A 17544-nucleotide genomic window follows, 5' to 3' on the forward strand; every position below is an offset into this window, starting at 1 on the left:
TAAAAAAGCCTCATCAAAAAAAGATGAGGGCTATTTCTTTATTTTTTCGGAATCTTAATAGTAAACTGAAAATATTCATCAAACTCTTCTTCTTCCGTGTTTAATGAAATACCGCTGTCACTAACCATTGTCAAGGATTGACGAATTGTATTCATTGCGATACGCGTATCTTTACTAAACGCTTTTCTTTTTGCTTTTGGCTTTTTAACCTGCGTTTCTAACAATTTAACTACTCGATCTTCCGTTTGTTTTACATTTAATTGTTTTTCAATAATCTCAGCTAATACTTGAAGTTGTTTTTCTTGATTTTTGAGGGGAATGAGCGCTCTTGCATGTCGCTCTGTAATCAATTTTTGTTTGATTGCTTCTTGTATTTCAACAGGAAGCTTTAACAAACGAAGCTTGTTTGCAATTGTGGATTGGCCTTTTCCTAAACGTTGAGCTAATGCCTCTTGGGTAAGATTATGTAACTCAATTAACTTTGCGTAGGCTAGTGCTTCTTCGACAGCCGTTAGCTCTTCACGTTGTAAGTTTTCTATTAAAGCCACAGAGGCCGTTTCTGTATCGTTAAAATGTTTCACAATTGCAGGAACCGTATCCCACCCTAAGCTTTGTACAGCTCTCCACCGGCGTTCTCCAGCAATTAATTCGTATTCTTCGCCCTCAGTCGGTCGAACCACAATAGGTTGAATAATACCGTGTGTATGAATAGTAAGAGCTAGCTCTTCAATTTTTGCTTCATTAAACACAGTACGCGGCTGATAACGATTCGGAATAATACTTGAAACCCTAATTTGTTTTACTTCATCTCTTAAAACTTTTTCGACATTTTCATCTTGGACAGTTTCAATCTCTACATGAATATCCTCATCTTTTTCTTTTAAATTAAAAAAACGTGAAAAAGCAGATTTCATAGTCCCACACCACCTTCAGGAAAATCCCGCCTTAAACTAATTCGATGTTTTTTAATCATATCCTGCTTTCTAAACAGAAAATATAGAGAAGAAAATGTTTCATATGAAACATTTTCTTCTCTATCTATTTAATGCCTACTCTAGTGGAAGCTTAACTGGGGTACCAGGTTTTCTAGGATATTTTTTAGGCGTTTTCTTTATTTTGTCTATTAAAATAATGTAACGTTCACTTTGCTCCAAAGGCAATTGGAAATGTTCAATCGAATTCACTTTTCCACCTAATACTTGGAATGATTTTTCTCCATTTTTTAATTCCTCAGGGGCAGAAGCACCTTTCATTGCTAAAAAGCGTCCTTGTTCTTTAACAAGCGGTAAGCAAAATTCATTGAGAACCGAGATACGTGCCACGGCTCTTGCCGTTACAAGATCGAATGACTCGCGAATCGTTTCTTTTTTACCAAATGTTTCAGCTCGATCATGACATAGTGTGACATTGTCTAGTTCAAGCTCATTTACAAGATGCGTTAAAAACGTAATACGCTTTTGTAACGAATCAACGATTGTTACATGCAAATGCGGGAAGCAAATTTTGATCGGAATACTTGGAAATCCTGCTCCTGCACCTACATCACACATGGATTCAATTTCTGTAAAGTCTTGAAAAAAAGCAGCTGAAATAGAATCGTAAAAATGCTTTTCATACACTTCACCGTGATCAGTGATAGCAGTTAAATTCATTTTTTCGTTCCATTCCACTAAAACTTGATAATACTTTTCAAATTGATTCAGCTGTTTAGAAGAAAGAGAAATTCCCTTTTCTTCTAATAGCTGTTGAAACTGTTGAATATTCATTGAGTTTCCCTTTCTTCGCGCCTAAGAGTTTTAATCATTTGATACTTTAGCGATGCGCCCTTGTTCAATATAAACAAGCAAGATTGAAATATCAGCTGGGTTGACTCCCGAAATACGTGAAGCTTGCGCTACCGTTAGTGGACGCACTTGGTTTAATTTTTGACGTGCTTCTGTAGCTAAACCGTTAATTGCATCATAATCGATATAATCAGGAATCTTTTTGTTTTCTAACTTCTTCAAACGTTCAACTTGCTGAAGTGATTTCTGAATATATCCTTCGTATTTCACCTGGATTTCTACTTGTTCAGCTACTTCAGGATCTACCGTCTCATCAGCTGGTGCTAATTGATGAATATGAGTATATGTCATTTCAGGACGGCGAAGTAAATCTGTCGCACGAATGCCATCTTTTAATTCACTGCCGCCAGCTTCTTTAATCAGTTGTTGAACAGCTTCATTCGGCTTAATTATAAAGGAGAAAAGACGTTTCTTCTCTTGCTCGATTTCCGCTTTCTTTTGTTCAAATTTAGCATAGCGCTCATCGCTGATTAATCCTAGTTCACGACCAATTTCAGTAAGGCGTAAGTCAGCGTTATCGTGACGAAGCAATAAACGATATTCTGCACGAGACGTTAGTAGACGATACGGTTCATTTGTTCCTTTTGTTACTAAATCGTCTACCAATACACCGATATAAGCATCAGAACGTCCTAAGATGACTTCTTCTTGTTCCAGCGCTCTTCTTCCCGCGTTAATTCCAGCAAGAAGACCTTGGCCTGCAGCTTCTTCATAACCAGATGTTCCGTTAATTTGTCCAGCCGTATAAAGATTTTTAATTTTCTTCGTTTCAAGCGTTGGCCATAACTGAGTCGGAACAATTGCATCATATTCAATAGCATAGCCCGCACGCATCATTTGGACTTTTTCAAGGCCCGGAATTGTCGCAAGCATTTGACGCTGTACGTGCTCAGGAAGACTTGTTGACAATCCTTGAACATATACTTCTTGCGTGTTTCGTCCTTCTGGCTCTAAGAAAATTTGGTGGCGCGGTTTATCATTAAAGCGCACAACCTTATCTTCAATAGATGGACAGTAGCGCGGTCCAGTACCTTTGATCATCCCAGAATACATAGGAGATAAGTGGAGGTTCTCGTCAATAATTTGATGAGTTTGTTCACTTGTATATGTTAACCAGCAAGGCAGTTGATCTGTAATGTACTGTGTTGTTTCGTATGAGAAAGCACGAGGTACATCATCCCCAGGCTGAATCTCTGTTTTGCTGTAATCAATAGTGGAGCTGTTAACACGCGGTGGAGTTCCGGTTTTAAAACGGACCATGTCCAGTCCTAACTCCTCTAAGTGTTCAGAAAGCTTAATAGCAGGTTGTTGATTGTTAGGACCGCTTGAATATTTTAGTTCACCTAAAATAATTTCCCCGCGTAAGAATGTCCCTGTCGTAATAACAACTGTTTTAGCTTTATATACAGCTCCCGTTTGAGTGACAACGCCCGTACATACACCGTCTTCTACGATTAACTGTTCTACCATGCCTTGCATAAGCGTTAGATTTTCTTCATTTTCTAACGTTTTTTTCATTTCATGCTGATAAGCAAATTTATCCGCTTGAGCTCTAAGTGCTCGAACGGCTGGACCTTTTCCTGTGTTTAACATTCTCATTTGAATATGAGTTTTATCGATATTTCTACCCATTTCTCCGCCAAGAGCATCAATTTCACGTACTACAATACCTTTTGCAGGACCGCCTACAGAAGGGTTGCAGGGCATAAACGCCACCATGTCTAAATTAATGGTCAAGGTTAACGTTTTAGCACCCATACGCGCAGAAGCAAGTGCCGCTTCACAACCTGCATGACCTGCTCCAATGACAATAACGTCATATTGTCCACCTTCATATTGCATAATAGTAGCCTCCTTTAATAATCTATTTTCCTAAACAGAATTGAGAGAACAACTGATCAATTAAGCTTTCGTGAACAGCATCACCAATAATTTCACCTAATAGTTCCCACGTTCTTGTTAAATCAATTTGGACAATATCGATTGGAACACCATTTTCAATACCTGTGATGGCCTCATCGATAGCTCCTCTTGCTTGCGTTAAAAGCGCAATATGTCTCGTATTAGATAAATATGTTAAATCTTGAGATTCAATTGTTCCTCCAAAGAAAAGAGCTGCGATTGCTTCTTCAAGCTGATCTACTCCTTGTTCTTGAAGAAGCGAAGTCGTCACTATTGGATGATCACCAGCAAATTGCTGCACTTCCTCTAGATTAATTTTTTGCTCAAGATCTGTTTTATTCACAATCACGATAACGTCCATGCCTTTTACAGCTTCAAATAGCTTTTTATCTTCGTCCGTTAGTTCTTCATTAAAATTCAACACAAGCAAAATTAAATCTGCTTCTTTCAAATACTGACGAGAACGTTCTACACCAATTCGTTCTACAATATCTTCTGTTTCACGAATTCCAGCTGTATCAACTAATCGCAGAGGAACTCCTCGCACATTGACGTACTCTTCGATTACATCTCGCGTCGTTCCAGGAATGTCTGTGACAATGGCCTTTGCATCTTGCACTAAACTATTTAGAAGAGAAGATTTCCCTACATTAGGACGCCCAATAATAACCGTAGCCAATCCTTCTCTTAAAATTTTCCCTTGATGAGAGGTTTGAAGAAGCTTATCAATTTCTTGGCGTACATTTGAAGCTTTTTCAATCAATACTTGGTGAGTCATTTCCTCTACATCGTCATATTCTGGGTAGTCAATGTTTACTTCTACGTGGGCAAGTGTTTCGAGAATTTCCTGCCGTAAATGACGTACTAGCTTGGACAAACGCCCTTCCATTTGGCCAATCGCCATATTCATCGCTTTATCTGTTTTGGCACGAATTAAATCCATGACAGCTTCTGCTTGTGATAAGTCTACTCGACCATTTAAAAATGCTCGTTTTGTAAACTCACCCGGCTCAGCTAAACGGGCACCATTTGCAATAACTAACTGCAGCACACGATTAACGGATACAATTCCTCCATGACAGTTAATTTCAATAATGTCTTCTCTAGTAAATGTCTTGGGACCTTTCATAATGGAAAGCATCACTTCTTCAACGACTTGCTCTGTCTTGGGATCTACGATATGACCGTAGTGAATGGTATGAGAAGCTACGTCTGTTAATCGTTTATTCGAAACGCTTTTAAAGATACGATCTGCAATCGTAATCGCTTCTTCACCACTCAGGCGGACGATGGCAATAGCTCCTTCTCCCATTGGTGTAGAAATAGCCGCAATTGTATCAAAATCTAACACCAACTTCACCTCATTTCATTTTATAAACCTTTTATTTTAAACGATGTTATATACTATCATCGTTAACAATTTTCCACGAACAAAAACATCTATTTTAAGGCCCATGATTTGTATGAACCAAATAAATAGAATACCACAATTCACCGATTTGGAACATCTCTAACGTTCTTCTGTTATGCACAGCAAGAAAAACAGGCAGTATGTACTATTTTAACTTATCCACATGTGAATAACAACGTATGCATCCTGATTTTTTTGAACGCTGGATCGATAAAAATAAGCACATAAAAAAGCACTAGCTTATTTTGCTAGTGCTTTTTGGCAACTGGCTGAACCAAAATACTTCTTTTGGGTTCTTTGCCAACGGATTGTGTTTCAACTAAAGAATTTTTAGCTAACGCTTGGTGAATCATTTTTCTTTCATGAGAAGGCATTGGTTCTAGTTGAACAGATCGATTCGTTTTAATTGCCTGATTAGCTATTTTTAATGCCAGTTTTTCGACCATTTCTTTTCGTTTTTCCCGGTAGCCTTCTGGATTTAATACAACATTTAAAAATTGTTGACTGTATCGATTAGCTACCAATTGTGTGAGAAGCTGGAGCGCATTAAGGGTTTGTCCATGTTTTCCAATCAACATTCCCGCTGAATCGCTACTAATCTCAATTATGCAGTTTCTCGAGGTTTTTTTGACGTTCGTATGAATCGAAATCCCCATTTCACGGCTAACATTTGTAATAAAATGAACCGCTTCCTCTACAGGGTCAACTATTTTTGTAACTTTTACAACTGCGGGTTTTCCCTTAAAGATTCCTAAAAATCCTTTTTTTCCTGGTTCAATTATTTCTACATTTGTTTGATTTCGCTCTACTTCTAAAGCATCTAATGCTTCTTGAACAGCAGCTTCAATCGTCTGGGCCGTAATTGTGATTTCGTTCATTTTTTAACCCCTTCAATATTCGCTTGTTTTAAGTCTGGCCCTTTAATGAAGTAGGTTTGAATAATCATAAATAGATTTCCCACTACCCAATAAAGAGATAAGGCAGCTGGAAAATTGATTGCAAAAACCACAATCATGATCGGCATAACCCAAAGCATCATAGCCATTTGAGGATTTTGATTTGCATTTCCGGCCATCATCATCTTTTGCTGAATAAACGTTGTGATTCCTGCGACAATTGGTAAGATAAATAGCGGATCACGCGCACCTAAATCAAACCATAAAAAGCTGTTGTTTGCGATTTCCGACGTTCGTGTAATCGCGTGGAAAATCCCAATAAGAATGGGCATTTGAATTAGAATTGGAAAGCACCCAGCTAAAGGATTTACTCCGTAAGTTTGGAATAATGCCATCGTTTCTTTCTGCAATTGCTGCTGCGTCTGGGCATCTTTTGAACTGTATTTCTCCTTTAACTTCTGCATTTCGGGCTGAAGTGTCTGCATTGCTTTCGTATTTCTCATCTGTTTAATCATAAGCGGTAGAATAAGTAAGCGAATCAGGATTGTGACAACGATGATCGCAACTCCATAGCTTTTAAATACCTCCGCCAGATACGTAATGACTAATGACAGCGGATACACAACATACTCATTCCAAAAACCTTTACTATCATCTGTAATAGGTTGGTTAATTTCCGTACAACCCGCTAAAACAGTTAATAGAAAGATAAGCGTTATTCCTAAAAACAACTTCTTCTTCACCTGTTTTTCCTCCTTCTACATGTTCACCTTTCAATTCTGAAAGTGCGTCAAAATCCATTATATAAGGATGCGGTAGAAAAACAACAGCTATTAAAGGCTTTTCTTCTATTGTTTATTAATCGTTTTGTCTATGTGTAAGTAATTTGCCACGCTTAAAGACATGCTGCAAGCTGCTTTTAATTTCTTCATAGCTCATTGTTGCAGCAGGCTGCCTTGCAATTACAATATAATCTTTGTCTTGCTTTAAATACGGTGTGAATTCAAACATAATTTGTTTAGCAAGGCGCTTAACTCGATTACGCGTCACGGCATTTCCAATCTTTTTGCCCACGGAGAATCCTACGCGGAAATGTTCTTGATCCGGTTTGTCTAGAACATACAAGACAAATTGGCGATTCGCTACGGACTTGCCCTTTTTAAAAACTGTTTGAAATTCATCATTCTTTTTTATACGATATCTTTTTTTCATTTTTAACAACTCCTGCCCTTTTTCAGGTCATGCTCTTATGTAGTCCCTACAGGAACAGAGGTGATTTTAGCCTTATAAAGCGAAAAAAGACCACTGGCGTCAGTGGTCTATTATGCTGATAATACTTTTCTTCCTTTACGACGACGACGAGCTAAAACTTTACGTCCATTCGCTGAGCTCATACGAGCGCGGAAACCGTGTACTTTACTGTGCTTACGTTTGTTTGGTTGGTAAGTTCTTTTCATCTATAAACACCTCCTCGAGGAATAACTGAAAAAGACAGTCCTTGCAATTATAATGAAAAGACTAAGAAGATGTCAATGTTATTTAAAAAATAAAATTTTCAATCTCTTGGTTTCATTATCTGTTTTACTCAATCTTCTTCATTCTAATATCTTTATAACCCAATTGTCTATACCTAATCAATAAAATTCATTGATTTATTAAAGAAAAAATTTTTCCTTTTCATCACTTTTTCTTTCTCTAGCAGCTGCGATCGCATCGTTACTGAACAAAACTACAACAATAAATGTTATAAAAAGCCTCTTTTTTATTCAAATTCTGCTCTTAAACCTTTGTGGATAAGTTTTTTCGACATTTTTCTACTTTTCCATTCCTTATCGACAACTCATGCACACTATCTTGTGTTGTGGAAAACTTTTCTCCACAAGGTGTAGTGATTGTGGATAAGTTTCGAAAATTCATTGCATCATGCCGAATTCTTTGATATTATATTTTTGTTTTCACTCTTAATTACTTTTCCACAGTTGGTTTTTATCCACAAACTGTGGACAACTTGTGGACATCATTTCCACTATCACTGTATAAAGTTATCCACACCATGTGGAATCTGTCGAATAGTCGGCTTTCTTCTATAATATATATTTACCCACATAATAGCAATTGTATAAATATAATTTTTTTATGCATAAGGTTTTGTACAGGTTGTACAAGGGTTGTACAGAGTGCATAAAAGCTAGAAAAAGGAGGGATTGCTCGTTGGAAAACATTCATGATTTATGGAATAGAGCTTTAGATCAAATTGAAAAAAAATTAAGCAAACCTAGTTTTGAAACCTGGCTCAAATCGACAAAAGCTCACGCTTTACAAGGAGACACGCTCATTATTACTGCGCCTAATGATTTTGCACGGGACTGGTTAGAATCTAGGTATTCTAATTTGATTGCTGAAACACTTTACGATCTTACGGGGGAAGAGTTAGATGTGAAATTTATTATTCCTCCTAACCAGGCAGAGGAAGAATTTGATATTCAAACTCCTAAAAAGAAAGTCAATAAAGACGAAGGATCAGAATTTCCTCAAAGCATGCTAAATTCGAAGTATACCTTTGATACATTTGTTATCGGATCTGGAAATCGGTTTGCGCATGCAGCTTCTTTAGCAGTAGCAGAAGCGCCGGCTAAAGCCTATAATCCGCTTTTTATTTACGGGGGAGTAGGATTAGGCAAAACACACTTAATGCACGCCATAGGCCACTATGTGTTAGATCATAATCCTGCCGCTAAAGTCGTGTACTTATCATCTGAAAAATTTACAAATGAGTTTATTAACTCTATTCGTGATAATAAAGCAGTAGAATTCCGCAACAAATACCGTAATGTAGATGTTTTACTAATTGATGATATTCAATTCTTAGCAGGTAAAGAGCAGACACAAGAAGAATTTTTCCATACGTTTAATACGCTTCACGAAGAAAGCAAGCAGATTGTCATCTCAAGTGATCGACCGCCAAAAGAAATTCCTACACTTGAAGACCGACTTCGCTCTCGCTTTGAATGGGGCCTTATTACAGACATCACACCACCAGATTTGGAAACACGAATTGCTATTTTACGAAAAAAAGCCAAAGCGGACGGCTTAGTTATTCCAAATGAAGTTATGCTTTATATCGCCAATCAGATTGATTCAAATATTAGAGAATTAGAAGGAGCACTTATTCGTGTAGTAGCTTATTCTTCACTAATTAATAAAGATATAAACGCTGATTTAGCAGCAGAAGCATTAAAAGATATCATTCCTAGTTCAAAACCTAGGGTTATTACGATTCAAGACATCCAACAGATTGTTGGACAAGAATTTAATATAAAATTAGATGATTTCAAAGCGAAGAAACGCACAAAGTCAGTAGCGTTTCCTAGACAAATTGCCATGTACCTTTCTCGCGAACTAACGGATTTTTCGCTTCCTAAAATTGGAGAAGAGTTTGGCGGGCGAGACCATACTACTGTCATCCATGCCCATGAAAAAATCTCAAAACTTGTTCAAACAGATACTGACCTACAAAAACAAATTAAAGAAATAAGTGAATCACTAAAAATATAGGCTTTTTTTACTTGTATTTTGTGTATAAGTGAGTTAGGATTGTACACAGTCTGTCCACATGTGGATAGGCTGTGTTCTCACGTTTTTGGGGGTTATCCACATTTCCACAGCCCCTATTACTACTACTATCTTAAAATATAATAAATAATAAGCTTTTAAACCTACTTTTAAGGAGGATTAATTATTATGAAATTCATCATACAGAAAGACTATCTAGTTCAAAGCGTTCAAGATGTTATGAAAGCTGTATCTTCTAGAACAACAATTCCAATTTTAACGGGGATTAAAATTGTAGCGACTGAAGAAGGTGTTACCTTAACCGGAAGTGATTCCGACATTTCAATTGAATCGTTTATTCCAAACGAAGAAGAAGGAAAAGAGATTGTTGATATCCAAAAACCAGGAAGCGTGGTTCTCCCAGCTCGTTTCTTTAGTGAAATCGTCAAAAAGCTTCCTAAAGACATTGTAGAATTAGACGTCCAAAGTCACTTTTTAACAATCATTCGTTCAGGAAAAGCTGAATTTAACTTAAATGGTTTAGATGCAGAAGAGTATCCTCATTTGCCACAGATCGAAGAAAACAACATGTTTAGATTACCGACAGACTTATTAAAAAACATGATTCGACAAACTGTCTTTGCAGTGTCCACCTCAGAAACACGACCTATCTTGACAGGTGTAAACTGGAAGGTCGATGGCAAAGAATTAACGTGCATTGCCACTGACAGTCACCGTCTAGCTTTGCGAAAAGCGACCATTGAAACTGGAAATGAAGCAACGTATAATGTGGTTATTCCAGGTAAAAGTTTAAGTGAATTCAGTAAGATCCTTGATGATTCTCATGAATTAGTAGACATTGTTATTACGGAAAATCAAGTATTATTTAAAACAAAACATTTACTATTTTTCTCAAGATTATTGGACGGAAATTATCCTGATACTTCAAGATTGATCCCAGCTGATAGTAAAACGGATGTTATATTGAACGTAAAAGAATTCCTGCAATCGATTGACCGCGCTTCTTTATTAGCTCGTGAAGGAAGAAACAACGTAGTAAAACTATCTACGCTGGATGAAGGAATTGTTGAAATCTCTTCTAACTCTCCTGAAATCGGAAAAGTAATTGAAGAGGTACAAAGTCAGTCTATCTCAGGAGAAGAATTAAAAATTTCTTTTAGCGCAAAATATATGTTAGACGCATTAAAAGCGCTCGAAGGAACAGATATCAAAATTAACTTCACTGGTGCGATGCGTCCATTTGTCATTCGAACATTAGAGGATGATTCAATGCTACAGCTGATTTTACCAGTGCGAACATATTAAATCTCAGAAAGCTACTAGCATGCCGTACTAGTAGCTTTCTTTTCTCAGGGAGAATTATTTAGTAAAATAGAGATACATCATTAGAAAGTGAGAGAGTCGCATGAAAACAGAGGTTAAAATTTCAACTGAATACATTACGCTTGGCCAGTTTTTAAAACTAGCAGACGTCATTCAAACAGGTGGAATGGTAAAATGGTTTTTAAGTGAGCACGAAGTATATGTGAACGGGGAGCTAGAAGAGCGCCGCGGACGTAAATTATATGCAAATGACGAAGTGGATATACCGGCTGCAGGATCATTTGTTGTTATTACTTAAAGTTGGTGAAACGTTTGTATATTAAAGAAATTACTTTAACAAATTACCGAAACTATACGAAGACAACGATTCCTTTTGAAAATAAAGTAAACGTCATTTTGGGTGAAAATGCACAGGGTAAAACAAACGTGATGGAATCGATCTTCGTATTATCTATGGCTAAATCTCATCGTACATCCAACGATAAAGAATTAATTAAATGGGACTGTGAGTATGCAAAGCTATCGGGCATTGTAGAAAAGCATAGAGGGCCTGTTACACTGGATTTAGTCATCTCAACAAAAGGGAAAAAAGCAAAATATAATCACATTGAGCAGAAAAAACTCAGTCAATATATAGGATCAATTAACACTGTCATGTTTGCTCCGGAGGATTTGAACCTAGTCAAAGGGAGTCCGCAAGTAAGGCGCAAATTTATCGATATGGAAATTGGTCAAGTTTCGCCTGTTTACATGCATGATTTAAGCAGGTATCAAAAGATCTTGCAGCAAAGAAATCAATATTTGAAGCAGCTGCAGACAAAAAAACAAACGGATCTTTCACTTTTAGACGTACTTACGTTACAGTTAAGTGAAATGGCGGCGAAAATCTTAAAAAAACGTTTTGAGTTTTTACAGTTACTTCAACAGTGGGCAGAGCCTATTCATAAAGGGATCAGTCGAGACTTAGAAACATTAAAAATTGAGTATAAGAATTCAATTGATGTATCAGAAGATGCAGATTTGTCGAAAATGTTAGAAGCATATCATCAAAAGTTTGATAAAATAAAAAGTAGAGAAATTGATAGAGGTGTCACCTTAGCAGGACCACACCGTGATGATCTTCTTTTCTACGTTAATGAAAAAGACGTTCAAACATTTGGTTCACAAGGGCAACAGCGGACGACTGCTTTATCGTTAAAGCTTGCTGAAATTGAGTTAATTCATCAAGAAGTAGGTGAATATCCAATCTTGCTTTTAGACGACGTATTGTCTGAATTAGATGATTTTCGTCAATCACACTTGCTAAATACCATTCAAGGAAAAGTTCAGACGTTTGTAACGACAACGAGCATTGAAGGAATTCATCACGAGACCTTAGAAAAAGCCGCTACATATCACGTAGAAGCTGGCCAAATTCAAAAGGTCAAATAGTAATTGATCTGTCTAAAAATTTTTCACAAGGCAATCTAACTGAAATATGATATCATTATAGTTTTAAGTTATATATTTCAACTCGTACCCTCGATTATGAAATTTTGTGCATAAGTAAACAAATTGCAAATACATTAAAGGCTCCGTATTATTTCCACATAATATTCGAAAAACATAATACAAAATGATAAATACAGCAGTTTGCTGTTAAAAAAAAGTGTAGGTGATACATTTGACGATGGAACAAAAAGAAATACAAGCATATGAAGCTGATCAGATACAAGTATTAGAAGGATTAGAAGCTGTTCGTAAACGTCCTGGGATGTATATTGGATCGACGAGCGCAAAGGGTTTACATCATCTTGTATGGGAAATTGTAGATAATAGTATTGATGAAGCGCTGGCCGGCTATTGCGATGAAATTAATGTTATTATCGAAAAGGATAATAGTATTACAGTCAAAGATAACGGTCGTGGAATTCCGGTTGGTATTCAAGAAAAAATGGGCAGACCTGCCGTTGAAGTTATCTTAACGGTTCTTCATGCCGGAGGTAAATTTGGCGGCGGCGGCTATAAAGTATCTGGTGGATTACACGGTGTAGGTGCCTCAGTTGTTAACGCACTTTCTACCTCTTTGGAAGTGCACGTACATCGTGACGGTAAAGTTCATTATCAAAAATATGAACGAGGTGTACCGGCTGCCGACTTAAAAGTAGTTGGAGAAACAGATAAAACAGGTACTGTTATTCAATTCCATCCAGACGGTGAAATTTTTACAGAAACGCTTGAATACGACTTTGATACGTTAGCTAATCGTCTGCGTGAGTTAGCTTTCTTAAATCGCGGCATTAAAATTACGATTGAAGACAAACGTGAAGAAGATAAAAGACGTGAATATCACTATGAAGGCGGAATTAAGTCTTATGTTGAACACTTAAACCGTTCGAAAGAAGTGATTCACGAAGAGCCGATCTATATTGAAGGTAATCGAGATAACATTTCTGTGGAAATTGCTATTCAATATAACGATAGCTATACAAGTAATTTATATTCTTTTGCAAACAACATTCACACATATGAAGGTGGAACGCACGAAGCAGGATTTAAAACAGCGTTAACGCGTGTAATTAACGACTATGCACGTAAAAACAGCGTATTTAAAGACAGTGACGCCAATCTAACGGGTGAAGATGTTCGTGAAGGAATTACAGCTATCATCTCTATTAAGCACCCAGATCCGCAGTTCGAAGGACAAACAAAAACAAAGCTGGGAAATAGTGAAGCAAGAACAATTACTGACTCTGTATTTGCAGAACACTTAGAAACGTACTTGCTAGAGAACCCTATTGTGGCGAAAAAGGTAATTGAAAAAGGTTTAATGGCTGCAAGAGCAAGAATGGCAGCTAAAAAAGCTCGTGAGCTCACAAGACGTAAAAGTGCGCTTGAAATCTCAAACTTACCGGGTAAATTAGCAGACTGTTCATCAAAAGATCCTTCTATTAGCGAACTCTATGTAGTAGAGGGTGACTCTGCCGGAGGTTCAGCTAAGCAGGGAAGAAGCCGTCATTTCCAAGCTATTTTGCCTTTACGCGGTAAAATTATCAACGTAGAGAAAGCGCGTTTAGATAAAATTTTATCTAATAACGAAATTCGTACAATCATTACCGCTCTAGGAACGGGTATTGGTGACGATTTTGATATCTCGAAAGCACGCTACCATAAAATTGTGATTATGACAGATGCAGACGTAGACGGTGCACATATTCGTACGCTTCTTCTAACGTTCTTCTATCGCTATATGAGACAGATTATTGAGCATGGATATGTGTACATTGCCCAGCCGCCTCTTTACAAAGTTTCACAAGGTAAAAAGGTGGAGTACGCGTACAACGATCGTCAATTAGAAGAGGTATTAGCTTCTTTCCCTGAAGGCGCAAAGCCAAACCTTCAGCGTTACAAAGGTTTAGGAGAGATGAACCCTGAACAATTATGGGAAACAACAATGGATCCAGAGTTCCGTACCCTTCTTCAGGTGAACTTGCAAGATGCAATTGAAGCTGATGAGACATTTGAAATTTTAATGGGCGACAAAGTAGAACCACGCCGTAATTTCATTGAAGAAAATGCTCAGTACGTAAAAAATCTCGATATTTAAATGAACGGTAATACCCTTTATATTTTTTATAAAGGGTATATAAACGTCAGGATAGAGATAGGTTCTATCCTGCGTTTACATATATATGAATTACTATACTGAACTTCGCGAAGGAGGTTCTTATCGATGTCAGATAAACCAAACTCTCAAATAAGAGAAGTAAATATTAGTCAAGAAATGCGCGCATCTTTTTTAGATTATGCAATGAGCGTAATTGTATCGCGTGCTTTACCAGATGTAAGAGACGGACTTAAGCCTGTGCACCGTCGCATTTTATATGCAATGAATGATTTAGGTATGGGATCGGATAAGCCATATAAAAAATCAGCTCGTATCGTAGGAGAAGTAATTGGTAAGTATCACCCACACGGTGACTCAGCTGTATATGAAACAATGGTTCGTATGGCACAAGATTTTAGCTATCGTTATATGCTAATTGACGGTCATGGAAACTTTGGATCTGTTGATGGAGATGCAGCAGCAGCTATGCGTTATACAGAAGCAAGAATGTCAAAAGTTTCGATGGAACTGTTGCGTGACATCAATAAAGATACAATTGATTACCAAGATAACTATGACGGTTCTGAACGTGAGCCAATTGTATTACCTGCTAGATTTCCAAATTTACTTGTAAACGGTTCAGCCGGAATTGCGGTAGGTATGGCGACAAATATTCCTCCGCATCAGTTAGGGGAAGTCATTGACGGCGTTTTAGCTGTAAGTCAAGACCCTGATATCACAATTGCAGAGTTAATGGAGATTATTCCAGGCCCGGATTTCCCAACTGCAGGACAAATTCTTGGCCGCAGCGGAATTCGTAAAGCTTATGAAACTGGAAAAGGTTCTATTATTGTTCGCGCAAAAGTAGAAATTGAAGAACAAAGCAATGGTAAACAAACTATTATTGTTCATGAACTACCATACCAAGTAAATAAAGCAAAGCTAATTGAAAAAATTGCTGAGCTAGCTCGTGATAAGAAGATTGATGGAATTACGGATTTACGAGATGAGTCTGACCGTTCAGGTATGCGTATTGTTATTGAAGTAAGACGTGATGCAAATGCAAATGTTTTATTAAACAACTTATATAAGCAGACATCTCTTCAAACAAGTTTTGGTATTAATACCCTTGCATTAGTAGATGGACAGCCAAAAGTATTGAACTTGAAGCAATGTCTACAGTACTACTTAGACCATCAGGTAGTGGTTATTCGTCGTCGTACTGAATTTGAACTTCGAAAAGCAGAAGCACGTGCGCATATTTTAGAAGGTTTAAAGATTGCTCTTGATAATTTAGATGCTGTTATTGCTTTAATTAGAGGTTCTCAAACAACAGATATTGCACGTGAAGGATTAATGACTCAGTTTTCGTTATCTGAAAAACAAGCGCAAGCTATTTTGGATATGCGCCTACAGCGTTTAACAGGATTAGAGCGAGAGAAGATTGAAGCGGAATATCAATCTTTATTAGCGCTAATTGCTGAATTAAAAGCTATTTTAGCAGATGAAGAAAAAGTATTAGAAATTATTAGAGAAGAACTAATAGAAGTAAAAGAAAGATTCAATGACGGACGTCGAACAGAAATCGTAAGCGGAGGAGCGGAAATTATCGAAGACGAGGATCTGATTCCTCGCCAAGATATTGTTATTAGCTTAACGCACAACGGCTATATTAAACGTTTGCCTGTTTCTACGTATAAGAGTCAGCGAAGAGGCGGAAGAGGTATTCAAGGAATGAATACAAACGAAGATGATTTCGTTGAACATCTTTTAACAACTTCTACTCATGATACGATTCTCTTCTTTACAAATAAGGGAAAAGTCTATCGGACAAAAGGATACGAAATTCCAGAGTACGGAAGAACGGCTAAAGGGATACCTATTATTAACTTGTTAGAAGTAGACAAAGGTGAGTGGGTAAATGCCATCATTCGCGTCGATGAATTTGTAGACGATTGGTATCTATTCTTTACTACAAAACAAGGAATTTCTAAGCGTACACCTTTATCTTCTTTTGAGAACATTCGAAATAGCGGACTTATCGCCTTGAATTTAAGAGAAGAAGATGAATTGATTTCTGTTAAATTGACAGATGGTAAGCGCGATATGGTTATTGGAACGAAGAAGGGTATGTTAATTCGTTTTAATGAAAATGATGTTCGCTCAATGGGACGTACGGCTACTGGAGTTAAAGGGATCACTCTCGATTCAGAAGATGAAGTAATCGGTATGGAGATTCTCGAAGAACAATCAGATGTCTTGATCATTACGAAAAATGGTTATGGAAAACGTACGCCGATTGAAGAATATCGTGTACAAACAAGAGGCGGTAAAGGTTTAAGAACATGTAATATCACTGATAAAAATGGTGATGTTGTCGCACTGAAATGCGTATCTCAAGAAGAAGATATTATGCTTATCACAGTAAGCGGCGTTCTTATCCGTGTTTCTGTTTCAGATATTTCACAGATGGGCCGTAACACACAAGGTGTCAAAGTCATCCGTTTAGGAGACGAAGAGTTTGTTTCAACGGTTGCAAAAGTACAAACTTCAGAAGATGAAGACGAAGTATTAGATGAATTAGATGAACATGAAGAGACAGATATAGTAATTGAAGCTGAAGAAACGGAAGAATAAAAAGAGCCCCTGAAAAATCAGGGGCTTTTTTTATGTAAAAAAACCTTGCCATAGGCTTTTCATTTTGGTAATATATAAAAAGTCAGCAAAATACATATAACTTTTTTAGTAGTTTTAAAAAAGTTATATAAAAGTGTTGACAACGATTCTTATAAAGTGTTATTATATGGGAGTCGCTTTAAGACAAGAGTTCTTTGAAAACTGAACGAAATAGTAAACGTCAACGTTAATTTTTATTTTTTAAATGAGCAAGTCAAACATTTCTTCGGAGAGTTTGATCCTGGCTCAGGATGAACGCTGGCGGCGTGCCTAATACATGCAAGTCGAGCGAACTGATTAGAAGCTTGCTTCTATGACGTTAGCGGCGGACGG

Annotated in this window: 14 protein-coding genes and 1 rRNA gene; 7 read left to right on the forward strand and 8 right to left on the reverse strand. The window is 37.2% G+C overall.

The window, feature by feature from the left end:
- Positions 1 to 38 precede the first annotated feature (38 nt).
- The 8 genes from noc to rpmH form a co-directional block, all read right to left on the reverse strand.
- Positions 39 to 914 (reverse strand): nucleoid occlusion protein, encoded by an 876-nt coding sequence (noc, locus tag MMB69_RS23325; protein WP_013059923.1) that lies wholly within the window; start codon positions 912 to 914, stop codon positions 39 to 41.
- Positions 915 to 1049: 135 nt separating this feature from the next.
- The gene (rsmG, locus tag MMB69_RS23330; RefSeq protein WP_014457672.1) at positions 1050 to 1766 is read right to left on the reverse strand and encodes a 16S rRNA (guanine(527)-N(7))-methyltransferase RsmG; all 717 of its coding nucleotides are present in this window, start codon (positions 1764 to 1766) and stop codon (positions 1050 to 1052) included.
- A gap of 30 nt (positions 1767 to 1796) precedes the next feature.
- Entirely contained in the window at positions 1797 to 3686 is a 1890-nt protein-coding gene (gene mnmG, locus MMB69_RS23335; protein WP_014457671.1) for a tRNA uridine-5-carboxymethylaminomethyl(34) synthesis enzyme MnmG, read from the reverse strand.
- 22 nt (positions 3687 to 3708) lie between these two features.
- Positions 3709 to 5097 carry a tRNA uridine-5-carboxymethylaminomethyl(34) synthesis GTPase MnmE gene (gene mnmE, locus MMB69_RS23340; RefSeq protein WP_277448496.1) on the reverse strand — a complete coding sequence of 463 codons (1389 nt, stop codon included), beginning with the start codon at positions 5095 to 5097 and terminating at the stop codon, positions 3709 to 3711.
- Between the two features lie 308 nt (positions 5098 to 5405).
- Complete coding sequence (gene jag, locus MMB69_RS23345) at positions 5406 to 6035, reverse strand: RNA-binding cell elongation regulator Jag/EloR (protein ID WP_074681904.1); 630 nt, start codon at positions 6033 to 6035, stop codon at positions 5406 to 5408.
- On the reverse strand, positions 6032 to 6796 hold the full coding sequence (spoIIIJ, locus tag MMB69_RS23350; RefSeq protein ID WP_013085568.1) for a YidC family membrane integrase SpoIIIJ: 765 nt from the start codon (positions 6794 to 6796) through the stop codon (positions 6032 to 6034). The genes jag and spoIIIJ overlap by 4 nt, the downstream gene beginning before the upstream one ends.
- 115 nt (positions 6797 to 6911) lie before the next feature.
- Positions 6912 to 7265 carry a ribonuclease P protein component gene (gene rnpA / locus MMB69_RS23355; protein WP_013059929.1) on the reverse strand — a complete coding sequence of 118 codons (354 nt, stop codon included), beginning with the start codon at positions 7263 to 7265 and terminating at the stop codon, positions 6912 to 6914.
- Between the two features lie 110 nt (positions 7266 to 7375).
- Positions 7376 to 7510, reverse strand: a complete 135-nt coding sequence (gene rpmH, locus MMB69_RS23360) for a 50S ribosomal protein L34 (protein ID WP_013059930.1) — start codon at positions 7508 to 7510, stop codon at positions 7376 to 7378.
- Positions 7511 to 8264: 754 nt separating this feature from the next.
- Between rpmH and dnaA the strand changes: the two genes are divergently transcribed.
- The 7 genes from dnaA to MMB69_RS23395 all read left to right on the forward strand — a co-directional run.
- Positions 8265 to 9608, forward strand: coding sequence for a chromosomal replication initiator protein DnaA (gene dnaA, locus MMB69_RS23365; protein WP_028409768.1), 1344 nt, complete (start codon positions 8265 to 8267; stop codon positions 9606 to 9608).
- Between the two features lie 186 nt (positions 9609 to 9794).
- Positions 9795 to 10931, forward strand: a complete 1137-nt coding sequence (gene dnaN / locus MMB69_RS23370; protein ID WP_013054821.1) for a DNA polymerase III subunit beta — start codon at positions 9795 to 9797, stop codon at positions 10929 to 10931.
- A gap of 100 nt (positions 10932 to 11031) precedes the next feature.
- Entirely contained in the window at positions 11032 to 11247 is a 216-nt protein-coding gene (gene yaaA, locus MMB69_RS23375) for a S4 domain-containing protein YaaA (RefSeq protein WP_013054822.1), read from the forward strand.
- Between the two features lie 14 nt (positions 11248 to 11261).
- On the forward strand, positions 11262 to 12380 hold the full coding sequence (recF, locus tag MMB69_RS23380; RefSeq protein WP_013054823.1) for a DNA replication/repair protein RecF: 1119 nt from the start codon (positions 11262 to 11264) through the stop codon (positions 12378 to 12380).
- A gap of 238 nt (positions 12381 to 12618) precedes the next feature.
- Positions 12619 to 14535: a DNA topoisomerase (ATP-hydrolyzing) subunit B gene (gene gyrB / locus MMB69_RS23385; protein WP_277448499.1), complete on the forward strand. Its 1917-nt coding sequence runs from the start codon at positions 12619 to 12621 to the stop codon at positions 14533 to 14535.
- Between the two features lie 126 nt (positions 14536 to 14661).
- Positions 14662 to 17172: a DNA gyrase subunit A gene (gene gyrA / locus MMB69_RS23390; protein ID WP_221785927.1), complete on the forward strand. Its 2511-nt coding sequence runs from the start codon at positions 14662 to 14664 to the stop codon at positions 17170 to 17172.
- 262 nt (positions 17173 to 17434) lie between these two features.
- Positions 17435 to 17544 (forward strand): 16S ribosomal RNA (locus MMB69_RS23395); the annotation flags it as partial.

It is taken from the genome of Priestia sp. P5 (genome assembly GCF_029522155.1).
GTDB lineage: Bacteria > Bacillota > Bacilli > Bacillales > Bacillaceae_H > Priestia > Priestia megaterium_E.

What these genes read in the sequence shown, in the direction of transcription:
- noc (WP_013059923.1), bottom strand. Translation starts at nt 914, where the DNA reads ATGAAATCTGCTTTTTCACGTTTTTTTAATTTAAAAGAAAAAGATGAG.
- rsmG (WP_014457672.1), bottom strand. Translation starts at nt 1,766, where the DNA reads ATGAATATTCAACAGTTTCAACAGCTATTAGAAGAAAAGGGAATTTCT.
- mnmG (WP_014457671.1), bottom strand. Translation starts at nt 3,686, where the DNA reads ATGCAATATGAAGGTGGACAATATGACGTTATTGTCATTGGAGCAGGT.
- jag (WP_074681904.1), bottom strand. Translation starts at nt 6,035, where the DNA reads ATGAACGAAATCACAATTACGGCCCAGACGATTGAAGCTGCTGTTCAA.
- rnpA (WP_013059929.1), bottom strand. Translation starts at nt 7,265, where the DNA reads ATGAAAAAAAGATATCGTATAAAAAAGAATGATGAATTTCAAACAGTT.
- rpmH (WP_013059930.1), bottom strand. Translation starts at nt 7,510, where the DNA reads ATGAAAAGAACTTACCAACCAAACAAACGTAAGCACAGTAAAGTACAC.
- dnaN (WP_013054821.1), top strand. Translation starts at nt 9,795, where the DNA reads ATGAAATTCATCATACAGAAAGACTATCTAGTTCAAAGCGTTCAAGAT.
- yaaA (WP_013054822.1), top strand. Translation starts at nt 11,032, where the DNA reads ATGAAAACAGAGGTTAAAATTTCAACTGAATACATTACGCTTGGCCAG.
- gyrB (WP_277448499.1), top strand. Translation starts at nt 12,619, where the DNA reads ATGGAACAAAAAGAAATACAAGCATATGAAGCTGATCAGATACAAGTA.
- gyrA (WP_221785927.1), top strand. Translation starts at nt 14,662, where the DNA reads ATGTCAGATAAACCAAACTCTCAAATAAGAGAAGTAAATATTAGTCAA.